The sequence below is a fragment of the Arthrobacter sp. B0316-1-20 genome, assembly GCF_059091865.1.
The window spans coordinates 26,676-38,158 of record NZ_JBNHHC010000001.1 but is presented as its reverse complement, the minus strand read 5'-3'; the positions used below and the strand labels follow the sequence as shown (position 1 = coordinate 38,158).

General features: G+C 67.8%; 13 protein-coding genes. 7 read left to right on the top strand and 6 right to left on the bottom strand.

Annotated elements, in window-relative coordinates; genetic code table 11:
* Positions 1 to 15: 15 nt before the first annotated feature.
* Positions 16 to 279, bottom strand: coding sequence for a hypothetical protein (locus tag AC5RW2_RS00215; RefSeq protein ID WP_494001775.1), 264 nt, complete (start codon positions 277 to 279; stop codon positions 16 to 18).
* Between the two features lie 178 nt (positions 280 to 457).
* Between AC5RW2_RS00215 and AC5RW2_RS00210 the strand changes: the two genes are divergently transcribed.
* From AC5RW2_RS00210 to AC5RW2_RS00200, 3 genes are all read left to right on the top strand, one after another.
* Positions 458 to 1,168 (top strand): response regulator transcription factor, encoded by a 711-nt coding sequence (locus AC5RW2_RS00210; protein ID WP_494001776.1) that lies wholly within the window; start codon positions 458 to 460, stop codon positions 1,166 to 1,168.
* Between the two features lie 3 nt (positions 1,169 to 1,171).
* A complete protein-coding gene (locus AC5RW2_RS00205) occupies positions 1,172 to 2,629 on the top strand; it encodes a sensor histidine kinase (protein ID WP_494026299.1) in 1,458 nt (485 codons plus the stop codon).
* A gap of 119 nt (positions 2,630 to 2,748) precedes the next feature.
* Positions 2,749 to 3,039 (top strand): WXG100 family type VII secretion target, encoded by a 291-nt coding sequence (locus tag AC5RW2_RS00200; protein WP_494001778.1) that lies wholly within the window; start codon positions 2,749 to 2,751, stop codon positions 3,037 to 3,039.
* Between the two features lie 73 nt (positions 3,040 to 3,112).
* On the opposite strand, the gene AC5RW2_RS00195 is transcribed toward AC5RW2_RS00200, so the two are convergent.
* The gene (locus AC5RW2_RS00195; RefSeq protein WP_494073369.1) at positions 3,113 to 4,108 is read right to left on the bottom strand and encodes an RNase H family protein; all 996 of its coding nucleotides are present in this window, start codon (positions 4,106 to 4,108) and stop codon (positions 3,113 to 3,115) included.
* A gap of 83 nt (positions 4,109 to 4,191) precedes the next feature.
* On the opposite strand from AC5RW2_RS00195, the gene AC5RW2_RS00190 reads away from it, so the two are divergent.
* Positions 4,192 to 5,112: a DUF4031 domain-containing protein gene (locus AC5RW2_RS00190; RefSeq protein ID WP_494073368.1), complete on the top strand. Its 921-nt coding sequence runs from the start codon at positions 4,192 to 4,194 to the stop codon at positions 5,110 to 5,112.
* An 86-nt stretch (positions 5,113 to 5,198) separates the two neighbouring features.
* Here AC5RW2_RS00190 and groL read toward each other — a convergent pair whose 3' ends face one another.
* Positions 5,199 to 6,827 (bottom strand): chaperonin GroEL, encoded by a 1,629-nt coding sequence (gene groL, locus AC5RW2_RS00185; protein ID WP_494014691.1) that lies wholly within the window; start codon positions 6,825 to 6,827, stop codon positions 5,199 to 5,201.
* Positions 6,828 to 7,221: 394 nt separating this feature from the next.
* Here groL and AC5RW2_RS00180 point away from each other — a divergent pair, with 394 nt between their 5' ends.
* Positions 7,222 to 7,770 carry a TM2 domain-containing protein gene (locus tag AC5RW2_RS00180; protein WP_494073367.1) on the top strand — a complete coding sequence of 183 codons (549 nt, stop codon included), beginning with the start codon at positions 7,222 to 7,224 and terminating at the stop codon, positions 7,768 to 7,770.
* 96 nt (positions 7,771 to 7,866) lie between these two features.
* Here the strand turns inward: AC5RW2_RS00180 and AC5RW2_RS00175 are convergent, their stop codons facing one another.
* The 3 genes from AC5RW2_RS00175 to AC5RW2_RS00165 all read right to left on the bottom strand — a co-directional run bounded on the left by AC5RW2_RS00175 (position 7,867) and on the right by AC5RW2_RS00165 (position 9,363).
* On the bottom strand, positions 7,867 to 8,073 hold the full coding sequence (locus AC5RW2_RS00175; protein WP_127515201.1) for a cold-shock protein: 207 nt from the start codon (positions 8,071 to 8,073) through the stop codon (positions 7,867 to 7,869).
* A gap of 273 nt (positions 8,074 to 8,346) precedes the next feature.
* Positions 8,347 to 8,994: a LytR C-terminal domain-containing protein gene (locus AC5RW2_RS00170; RefSeq protein ID WP_494073366.1), complete on the bottom strand. Its 648-nt coding sequence runs from the start codon at positions 8,992 to 8,994 to the stop codon at positions 8,347 to 8,349.
* Positions 8,995 to 9,054: 60 nt separating this feature from the next.
* Positions 9,055 to 9,363, bottom strand: a complete 309-nt coding sequence (locus AC5RW2_RS00165; protein WP_494073365.1) for a DUF3263 domain-containing protein — start codon at positions 9,361 to 9,363, stop codon at positions 9,055 to 9,057.
* A gap of 165 nt (positions 9,364 to 9,528) precedes the next feature.
* On the opposite strand from AC5RW2_RS00165, the gene AC5RW2_RS00160 reads away from it, so the two are divergent.
* Positions 9,529 to 10,284 carry a uracil-DNA glycosylase gene (locus tag AC5RW2_RS00160; protein ID WP_494073364.1) on the top strand — a complete coding sequence of 252 codons (756 nt, stop codon included), beginning with the start codon at positions 9,529 to 9,531 and terminating at the stop codon, positions 10,282 to 10,284.
* 297 nt (positions 10,285 to 10,581) lie between these two features.
* Positions 10,582 to 11,469, top strand: coding sequence for a siderophore-interacting protein (locus AC5RW2_RS00155; protein ID WP_494073363.1), 888 nt, complete (start codon positions 10,582 to 10,584; stop codon positions 11,467 to 11,469).
* Positions 11,470 to 11,483 lie beyond the last annotated feature (14 nt).

Below are 11,483 nucleotides of genomic sequence, written 5' to 3'. Positions count from 1 at the left end.
GGGCTGCCGCCGGCCTCAGCGCAGGCCGCCGTTTCGGTACAACTGGAGGAAGGCCTCTTCGCGGACTTCCTCCAGCCGCTGGTAATCAACCGCCCAGCGGCGCCGGTCCATGCGGCGACGGGCAAGGCTTCGGCGTGCGGTGCCCGCCGCCGCGCTCAGCGCCCTCGCCGTGTCGCGGAGCAACTGCCGGAGTTTCAAGGTTTGGGAACCGTCGAACTCCTCAACCGCCTCATAAAGATCCGTTGCTTCAGATTCGCGGGCCAATACTGCTGACTGCATGATTTCCCTTTCGGCTTGTGCCGGACTGTCGCCGACGAATCAAGAATCCGCCGCCGACAGGTGTGGCAGCATCGGGCAAACGACCCATTTGCCCCGGCCGGGCATGGGGCATCCGGGCCGCCCTACACGCGCAGCATTCACTCAGCAAACTCCCAGAAACCGGGAGCACACTGAAAGGGTGAAAAAGCCTGAGCCCGAAGCCAAACTGCTGGTCGTCGACGACGAGCCGAACATCCGGGAACTGCTGTCCACCTCGCTGCGGTTCGCAGGATTCGAGGTAGTGGCTGCGGCCAACGGCCGCGAGGCCCTGGACGCCGCCGAAGAGCATTTACCGGATCTGGCCGTGCTGGACGTAATGCTGCCGGACATGGACGGGTTCACCGTCACCCGCAAGCTGCGGGCCTCCGGCAGGCATTTCCCCGTGGTCTTCCTCACCGCCCGCGACGAAACCGAAGACAAGGTCACCGGCCTGACGGTCGGCGGCGACGACTACGTGACCAAGCCGTTCAGCCTGGACGAAGTGGTGGCCCGGATCCGCGCCGTGCTCCGCCGCACCCGGCCGCTGCTGGAAGACGACGCGATCATCCAGGTGGACGACCTGGAGCTCGACGACGACGCGCACGAGGTGCGCCGGGGCGGCGACGTCATCGACCTCTCCCCCACCGAGTTCAAGCTGCTGCGCTACCTGATGCTGAACCCCAACCGCGTGCTCTCCAAGGCGCAGATCCTGGACCATGTCTGGGAGTACGACTTCAACGGCGACGCCTCGATTGTCGAGTCCTACATCTCCTACCTGCGCCGGAAAATCGACACGAATCCGGATACTCCGCCGCTGATCCAGACCAAGCGCGGCGTGGGGTACCTGCTGCGCACGGCCGACCGCCGCTGATCCATGCTGGATCGATGGAAGTCAGCATCCCTGCGGTCGCAGCTGGTGCTGATCATGGGCGTGCTCATGGTCGCCACCCTGTCCCTGACCTCGGCGCTGATCCTGACCCAGCTTCACGACACGCTGGTGAGGCAGCTCGACGAGGACCTGCTCAAGAACCGCCAGTCCATCTCGTCCTTCCTGGTCCGTGAGGCGACGGCCCCCACCGGAATGTCCTACTCGTCGAGGTATTACGGCGCCTTGTTCACCCGCAGCGGCGAGCTCACGCTTGACACCAACCCAACGGGTGACCGCCCGGACCTGCGGGACATTACCCCCGACCGGGCCCAGGCACTCGAAGGCCGGGGGTTCCACGTTGCCGGCACCGAACGGGACAGCCAGGGCTGGCGGGTGTGGGTCACGCCCCTCCAGAACGATTCCGGCTCCGTCGCGGTGGCGGTGAGCTACAGCGAGGTGAACAGCACCTTCGACAAGGTTGCGGCTAGCACGCTTCTGATCGCCGTCTCGGCCACGGTGGCCGCCATCGGCATCGTGTGGCTGGCCGTCACCCGTTCCTTCCGGCCCTTGGCGCGGGTGGAGAAAACGGCAGCGGCCATTGCCGCCGGGGACCTCTCCCGCCGCGTCGACGTGCTGAACCCGGCGACCGAAGTGGGCCGGCTGTCCAGTTCCCTGAACGCCATGCTCGCGCACATCGAAACCGCCTTCGCGTCCCGGACCGCGTCCGAACAGCGAATGCGGCGTTTCGTCCAGGATGCCTCGCACGAGCTGCGCACCCCGCTGGTCACCATCCGCGGCTTCTCCGAGCTGTACCGGCACGGCGCGCTGCAGACGCCCGACGACGTCGGTGCGGCCATGGGCCGGATCGAGAGCGAAGCCAAGCGCATGGGCCAGCTCGTGGAAGACCTGCTGACCCTGGCACGGGTGGACGAACAGCGTCCGCTCGAAACCAGGCCGCTGGATCTCCTCATGCTCGGCAATGATGCGGCGTTGGATGCACGGGCCAGCGCCCCCAACCGCGCCATTACGGTCGTGGGGCTCGACGGCGGGGCGCCGCGGCCCGCCCCGATCGTGGGCGACGAGGCCCGGCTGCGCCAGGTGGTCGCCAACCTGGTCACGAACGCCCTGCGCTACACACCCGACGGCTCACCGCTGGAGATCGCCGTCGGCGTCCAGCCGGGAAGCGACGACCGCCTGGATTCCGTCCTGGAGATCCGCGACCACGGACCGGGCATCTCCGAAGACGAGGCCGCGCGGGTGTTCGAACGTTTCTACCGGGCGGACACCTCCCGCGATCGCGAAACCGGAGGCACCGGGCTCGGCCTGGCCATCGTCGCGGCCCTGGTGGCCCAGCACGACGGAAGCGTCAGGCTGGCTGAAACCCCGGGCGGCGGGGCAACCATGTCCATCCGGATCCCGTATCACCCGCCGGCGGACGAGGACGGCGCCTTCGACCTCGGGTGACCGCGGGCCCGTCCCTCGCTTGGGGGTTTTCCACATCCGTCGGTTCGGGTCTCGCGGCATCTTCCGCCGCTGCTTAGCCTGAACGTGTCGGACAGATTCATCCACGAGCGGAGGACACCATGGCCGTATTCCAGGTAGACAGCGAGGCTCTGGCCGCCAAGAGCCTCGCTGTCCAGGGCACCATCGGACGGCTGCAGGCGGAGGTGAACACCATGCAGTCCGGGCTGCGCGAGTTGGAGTCGCTGTGGACCGGTTCGGCGGCGACGAACTTCCAGCAGCTGATCACGGACTGGCGGGCCACCCAGCTGAAGGTGGAGGAATCCTTGGCCAGCATCAACGCGGCGTTGTCCCACGCCTCCCAGCAGTACTCGCAGGCCGAGGAGGCCAACGCCCGGATGTTCCTGGCCTGACCTTCGTCCGGGCGGGTGCCGGTGCGAGGCCGCAGGGTTTGGCCGCGGCGCCGCCGGGCGTGCGGCCGGGCGTTCAGTCCTGCTCGGGTGTGCCCTGGTGGAACCGCAGGCGCCACCGCCCGCCTTCGCGCAGCCAGAGCGAACTGCGCAGGGCCGAACTGTCGCGGCGGACGCTCCGGTAGGTCAGCAGGATGCTGTCTTCTCCCAGCCGTTCGACGGCGAAGACCTCCATGGACGCGTCGAGCTCCGGGCTTTCCTGAAGTTCGCTGATCATCGCGTCCCGCGTCCACATCCGGCCTGCTTCGCCAATCTCGGCGAAGTCGGGGTGCAGCAGCACGGCCAAGCGCCCGTAGTCTGCCCGGACGACGGGGTTGAGCAGCTCCTTCTCGAGCCGCACCACCAGCTCTTCCGCGGCGTCCCCGACAGCGGCCGGGTCGGCGAAGTCTTCCAACTCGGAAAAAAGATCGGGTTCCGGCACGACTGCGGCCGCCGGCCGGGCAGCCGGGGTGGTTCCCGGGCGGGCGGCGGCAGCCGGGGTGGTTCCCGGGCGGGCGGCGGCAGCCCGCGCAGATCCGATGACGGCACTGCCGGAGGTTCCCGGTCCACCGGGAAAGCCCGGGCCGGCCGGTGCGCCGGTGCCGTTCTGGAAGGCCAGGGCCACCGCTCGGGCGCGTTCGTCGGCGGCTTCGTTCAGCCTGTGTCCGGCGTGGCCCTTCACCCACTCGAACTCGTAGCTGCGGCCCTTGATCGCGGCGTCGATGTCTTTGAGCAGGTCGACGTTCAGCACCGGCTTGCCGTCGGCCTTCTTCCAGCCCCGCCGCTTCCAACCCGGCATCCACTTGGTCACGCAGTTGATCACGTACTGGCTGTCACACAACACGCGCAGGTGTTCCTGCGGCAGGTGCGCAGTGGCCCGGAACAGGTCCAGCACAGCCATCAGCTCGCCCTGGTTGTTGGTGCCGTGTGGCCAGCCCCCGGCAGCCCACGCGGTGTCGTCGATGTACCAGGCCCAGCCAGCGGGTCCGGGGTTGCCGAGCGCGGAGCCATCGGCGGCAGCAGTGATAGTCATGATCTCCATCTTTTCAGATCCGGCCACCGTTCCTGTCCGTGCGCGGGGCACGTGGCCTACATTCCTGGCCCTAGGCTGGGCACGTGGCAATACTCATCGATCCTCCGCTCTGGCCCGCGCATGGCACCCACTTTTCCCACCTGGTCTCCGACACGTCGCTGGCCGAGCTGCACCGCTTCGCCGCGGCAGCCGAGATCCGCGAGCGGGCCTTCGACCGGGACCACTACGATGTGCCGGCCAGCCGCTACGCCGAGCTGGTCAGGCTGGGTGCCGTCGAAGTCAGCGCCGGTGACCTGACCCGCCGGTTGCAGGCGAGCGGGTTGCGGGTACCGGCCCGTCAGCGCCCGGAGAGGCTGCGCAGGGTGCTGCTCCGCCGGTGGAACGAGCTGCTGCCCGGGCAGGAGAACCTCGGCCGCGACCTGCTGGACCGTTGGGGAGAACCGCACCGCCACTACCACGGCCCCGGCCACCTGCTGGCTGTCCTGGAGGCGCTGGAACAGCTCACTGCCCCGGCCGGGTCCGTTCCCCGGCCGCGGGCAGTATGGTTGGCGGCCTGGTTCCACGACGCCGTCTACAACGGCCGGCCCGGCGTCGACGAACAGGAATCGGCTGATCTCGCGGCTGCCTGCCTGCCGGCCGCGGGCTGCAGCGGCGAGGAGACGGCCGAAGTGGTCCGGCTGGTTCTGCTCACGGCCACCCATTCGCCCGGCCCGCAGGATCGGACCGGTGCCCTGCTGTGCGACGCCGACCTGTCCGTCCTCGGCGGAACGCCGGCGGAGTACCGCAGCTATGTCCGGGACGTCCGCAAAGACTATGCGCACGTGCCCGACGCCGACTTCGCCGCCGGGCGCACCGCCGTCGTCCGTGGTCTGTTGGCGCTGGATCCGCTCTACCGGACCCCGTCCGCCCGGGAGAAGTGGCTGGAGCGTGCCCGGCACAACCTCGCCGCCGAGCTGGAAGCCTGGCACGAGAGGCCCGACTGGCTCGCTGCGGAAAGGGGTTAAAGGCCGCGAGGCGCGGCTCCCGTGACGGGAACCGCGCCTCGCTGACACCGTGGCCTGCTGTCAGGCCGAGGTGGTGGCGGGGAAGCTTAGAAGCCGCCCATGCCGCCCATCTCGTCGCCGCCCGGCATGGCCGGAGCGGCCTTCTCCGGCTTGTCGGCGACAACGGCTTCGGTGGTCAGGAACAGGCCGGCGATGGAGGCCGCGTTCTGCAGGGCAGAGCGGGTCACCTTGACCGGATCGTTCACGCCCGCAGCCAGCAGGTCCTCGTAGACGCCGGTGGCGGCGTTCAGGCCGTGGCCGTCGGCCAGGCCGCGGACCTTGTCGGCCACGACGCCCGGCTCCAGGCCGGCGTTGAGGGCGATCTGCTTCAGCGGAGCGTCGATGGCAACCTTGACGATGTTGGCGCCGGTTGCTTCGTCGCCTTCGAGGTTGAGGTTGGCGAACGCCTTGGCGCCGGCCTGGATCAGGGCCACGCCGCCACCGGCGACGATGCCTTCCTCAACGGCAGCCTTCGCGTTGCGGACAGCGTCCTCGATGCGGTGCTTGCGCTCCTTGAGCTCGACCTCGGTTGCGGCACCGGCCTTGATGACTGCAACGCCGCCGGCCAGCTTGGCCAGGCGCTCCTGCAGCTTCTCGCGGTCGTAGTCGGAATCGGAGTTCTCGATCTCGGCACGGATCTGGTTGACGCGCCCGGCGATGGCGTCGGCTTCGCCGGCACCTTCGACGATGGTGGTCTCGTCCTTGGTGACAACCACCTTGCGGGCCTGGCCCAGCAGGTCCAGGGTGGCGTTCTCCAGCTTGAGGCCGACCTCTTCGGCGATGACCTGGCCGCCGGTCAGGATGGCGATGTCGGCCAGCATGGCCTTGCGGCGGTCACCGAAGCCAGGAGCCTTGACGGCCACGGACTTGAAGGTGCCGCGCATCTTGTTCACGATCAGGGTGGCCAGGGCCTCGGCCTCGACGTCCTCGGCGATGATCAGCAGCGGCTTGCCCGACTGCATGACCTTCTCCAGGATGCCAACCAGGTCCTTCACGTTGGAGATCTTGGAGTTGACGATCAGGATGTACGGATCCTCGAGGACCGTCTCCTGGCGCTCTGCGTCGGTGACGAAGTATGCGGACAGGTAGCCCTTGTCGAAGCGCATGCCTTCGGTGAGTTCGAGCTCCAGGCCGAAGGTGTTGGACTCCTCGACGGTGACAACGCCTTCCTTGCCGACCTTGTCCAGAGCCTCGGCGATCAGCTCGCCGATCTGCGGATCCCCGGCGGAGATGGACGCGGTGGCGGCGATCTGCTCCTTGGTCTCGATCTCCTTGGCGGAGGCGATGAGCTCGGCGGTGACGGCGTCAACAGCCTTCTCGATGCCGCGCTTCAGGCTCAGCGGGTCGGCGCCGGCAGCAACGTTGCGCAGGCCTTCCTTGACCAGGGCCTGGGCCAGGACGGTGGCGGTGGTGGTGCCGTCGCCGGCGACGTCGTCGGTCTTCTTGGCGACTTCCTTGACCAGCTCGGCGCCGATCTTCTCGTACGGGTCGTCCAGCTCGATCTCCTTGGCGATGGAAACACCATCGTTGGTGATCGTGGGGGCGCCCCACTTCTTCTCGAGCACGACGTTGCGGCCACGCGGGCCGAGGGTTACCTTAACGGCGTCAGCGAGGGTGTTGAGTCCGCGCTCGAGGCCGCGGCGGGCCTCTTCGTCAAATGCAATGATCTTTGCCATAGCGGCTTACGTCCCTTCTGGACAATAGACACTGGACGCAGCTTTTGACGGCTGCTGGCCACCTGCGGTGCCCGCGACGGACGGCTCACGACGACGGCGGATTCGGTACGCCGCGCCGCTCACCTCACCGAGGTGGCGGGTTTCACTCCCTACGGGCTTTCTTAGCAGTCAGCCCGCGAGAGTGCTAACTCAATAATTAGCACTCGCAGGTGTCGAGTGCAAGCTGTTGGGCCTGCCGGATGACGCGCTTCTCCGGCCGAGATCCCCCTGAGCACCCCCGGGCCAACAATCAGGGTGGACCCCCATGGAAACGACAGGGCCCTCCCGCGTAGATTGGCAGGCAAGACAGCACACGCGAACAATCGGCCCGGCATCGGGCAAAGGTCGGAGAACCATGTCTGAATCACCGGACGAGAAGAACATTAGCAACCCCACCGAGCCGCTGGCGCCGGGCACCAACCCGACGAGGCCGCTCGGCGGACAGTCACCGTACGGCGCAGCGGGACAGCAATACCCGCAGCCCGGCCAGCCGGGTTACGGGGCTCCGGGGCAACAGCAGCCGGCCCCGGGCCAGCAGCCCTTCGGCCAGCAACCGTACGGCGCCCCGGGACAGCCATACGCGCAGCCCGGCCAGCCGGGCCAGGGCCAGCCGGGCCAGCCGGGCCAGCCCTACGGGCAGCAGCAGTACTACGGGGCTCCCCCGGGCTACTACTATCCGGAACAGAAGTCCCGGCTGATCGGCGGGCTGCTCGGCATCCTGCTGGGCGGCCTGGGCGTCCACCGGTTCTATCTGGGCCACGTCGCCATCGGCGTGGTGCAGATTGTCGTCACGTTCCTGACGTTTGGTTTCGGCGCCGTCTGGGGGTTCGTCGAGGGCATCATGATCCTGGTCGGGGCAGAGCCGTTCAAGCGCGACGCCCGCGGGATCCCGCTCAAGGAATAACCCGACCGGCGCGACGGAACGGGCGCGAGAAACCGGCGCGACGAAACCGGCGGCGGAGGCACCCCAGCCTCCGCCGCCGTCGTCACTGCGGGTCCGCTACGGGGCGACCCGGACCTCTTCTGCCTGCGGACCCTTCTGGCCCTGGCCGATCTGGAACTCTACGCGCTGCCCCTCATCGAGGGAACGGTAACCATCCATTTGAATAGCGGACCAGTGGACAAAAACATCGGAATTTTCTTCGTCCACGGTGATGAAGCCGTAGCCCTTTTCCGCGTTGAACCATTTGACGGTTCCCAGCGCCATAGCGTTCTCCATACTCAGTAGTTCCAGCCTGCCGTGTACGGTTCAGCGGCAGGATGGTTTCACCTTAACCGCGCAGCGAGGAGAAGTGAGCTACCGCACACCTAAATGTTATTGAGGCGTAACCGAAATTCCGCTTGGAGGCCGCTCCGCATGGGTAATAGGGCTACGGCGCTGCGGGCAGTTGGCGGCCCGGCCGGCGCGCAATCCAGGCGCATGGCCTACTTGGGCCCGGCCTGGCGAATGCCACAGTGGCGGTCCGGCGAGGAGAATGCCTTACTGGTAGCCGGGCCCCAGTGCCACGGTGACGTACTGCGAGACGTTGCCGTTTTCCTGCATCGCACTGATGCCCAGCAATTGTCCGAGGGCCCGCGCGTTGGCTTCCTGGCCCGGGTTGTAGAAGATCACCGAGCCGGCGAGCGGGGCGCCACCCCAGTTGTCCACGACCGCGATCGACCAACCGTCCGCCTGCACCCGCTGCGACACGGTTCCGGCCAGCCCGGTCACGCCGGTGCCGTTGAGGATCATCACCGGGTCCTGCTTGTTGACCGCCGCGGCCTCTTCCGTGGGTTCCTCGGTCGCCTCCTCGGTCGGCTCCTCGGTGGGCTCTTCCGTTGCCTCCTCGGTCGGCTTCGCGGTGGCGGTGGCTTCCGGCTCGGCGGTTTCGGTTTCCTGCGTCGTTGGCGTGGCGGAAACGCTGGCCGCAGGGGTGGCTTGGCCGGCGGCCGGGGTCGAAGATGCCCCGCCTCCCAGCAGCGGGAGCACGAAGAACGAGAGGGCGCCAACCGCCAGCGCCAGTACCGCGGCCAGGACGATCAGGCCCAGGCCGTTGGACTTCGGCGTCGCCATCCGGGCGCGGTGCACACCGTGGCGGTCTGAAGTTTCAGGGACCTGGTCGAACTCATCCCGGGGGTACTTGCTCATCGCTTTCAGTGCATCCTTGTGGTGGCGAAACGGAAACCGGCCTACCAGGCCGTCCCGGATCTAGGCGTCGGTGCCCAGCCGGCGGGCAGTGCGCGCGCGCTGGCGGGACGTACGTAGTCTACGCAATCTCTTCACCAGCATCGGATCGTGCGCCAACGCGTTCTCGGTGTCGATCAACGCATTCAGGATCTGGTAGTAGTGCGTGGCGGACATGTCGAACAGTTCGCGGATGGCCTGCTCCTTGGCTCCGGCGTACTTCCACCACTGCCGCTCCAGGGCCAGCATGCGCTGGTCGCGTTCGCTCAGCGGGCTGGCGTCGTCAACCTCGGCCTCGAGTGAAAAGGCACTGGCCTCGGCCGAACCCGCCACAACACACCTGCGCTTCCTAGTACTTGCTGACAGCAATCAATACCTCCCCCATGATAAAGGCGAATCACAGGCATGTCATTCACCGCCCCGGGCCGGTCCCGGCCCGGCGGGCGGCGCGCGCGACCGGATTGCCTGCCGGCGGGTGGTTTCCGCAAAGATGGAACTGTGAACTACGACGACGGTGCCCTCTTTCCGCTGCCAGCCCACCCGCCCGCCGCGGACCTTGGCGCCCCGTACCCGTTTGCCTCCCCCCGGGAGCTCTCCGCCGTGATTCATCCCGAGTGGGCCGAGGTGCTCGCCCCCGCCGAACCCCTGCTCTGGGATCTGGCCTCCTACCTCGACGGCGAGCGCGCCGCCGGAAAGACCTTGCTGCCCGCGCCGGCCAACGTGTTGCGGGCGTTCCAGCGCCCGCTGTCCAAGGTCAAGGTCCTGATCGTCGGCCAGGACCCCTATCCCACGCCGGGACACTCGATCGGACTGGCCTTCGCCGTCGAACGGCACGTGCGCCCGCTGCCGCGCAGCCTGGCGAACATCTACCGGGAACTGCAGATGGATCTGGGCATCCGGCCGCCCCAGCACGGCGACCTGAGCGCCTGGAGCGACCAAGGCGTGCTGTTGCTTAACCGCGCACTGACCGTGGAGGCGGGCAAGGCCGGCTCCCACCGCAACAAGGGGTGGGAGCAGGTCACCGAACTCGCGGTCCGGGCGCTGGCCCAGCGCGGCGGCCCGCTGGTGGCACTGCTCTGGGGCCGCGAAGCCCAGCAGTTGGCTCCGGTACTGGAGCAGGTGCCGCGGATCGAGACGGTCCACCCCAGCCCCCTGTCGGCCTCCCGCGGATTCTTTGGGTCGCGGCCCTTCAGCCGGGTTAACGAACTGCTGGCCGCCCAGGGCGCCGAACCCGTGCACTGGGAGCTGCGCTGAGCCGGGCCTGGGCGACGTGGACGGCCGACTGGCAGACGCCGGAACGTTTTGTCCATGTTTTGCGCGCGGCTCCGGCGTCGCCGCAGGTCAAGGCCTTAACGGTTTCCAAGACATGGACAGTTTCGGCCAAACGTGGACAGCCGGGACCTTGCCTGGACCGCTGAGGCCAAGCGGTTCGCGGTGAGGTCCGCGTGTTCCTGGGCGCGCGTGACCTTTAACATCCGCAAATTGGGATTACCCGACCGGTGGATTAGGTTCTCCTCAGTAGCAGTTTCCCTTCGTCAGGAGTAGTGCAGGATGCAGACACAACCGGCAGCAGCCCCCGCCCGTGCGGGACGGAGCGCTCGGCCGCCGCGGGTGCAGACGAATCTCCAGGTGACGCGCACCGAGTGGATTTCACAGCACATGGTCCGGGTCTACGCCGGCGGCGAGGCGTTCGATTCGTTCGCCGAACGGTTTGCCGCCAAGGACGCCACCGACCAATACATCAAGATCATCTTCCTGGACCCCGCGCTCGATGTGGAACTGCCGGTCAACGTCGCGGAGCTGAAGGAAACCCTCCCGGCCGACAAGCTGCCCGTCACCCGCACCTACACCGTGCGCCGGCTGGACCGCGACACCCGCGAGGTAGTGGTCGACTTTGTGGTCCACGGCGACGAAGGCCTCGCCGGACCCTGGGCCGCGCGGGCCAAGCCGGGCGACTGGATGATGTTCAACGGACCCGGTGGCGCGTACCGGCCCGATCCCGACGCAGACTGGTACCTTTTGGCCGGCGACGACGCGGCGCTGCCGGCAGTTGCCGCCGCCATTGAGGCACTGGCTCCGGACGCGCGCGGCCATGCCTTCCTGGAAGTGGATTCCGAGGCGGACGTGCAGGAGCTGGGCGCTCCGGCCAACCTGGAAGTCCACTGGCTGTTCCGGCGCGGCCAAACGCCCGGGACCGCTACCCTGCTGCGCGACGCCATAGCCGGCCTGGACTGGCCCGACGGCCGCGTGGATGCATTCGTCCACGGCGAGCGCGACGAGGTGAAGTCCCTGCGCGATGTCCTGTTCAAGGACCACGGGTTGTCCCGCGATCAGGTCTCCATCTCGGGTTACTGGGCCTACGGCCGGGCCGAAGACGCCTTCCAGGCGGAGAAGCGCACGCCGGCGGGCCAGATCTTCCCGGAGAACTACCCGGCCTGAGCCCGCATCATCCG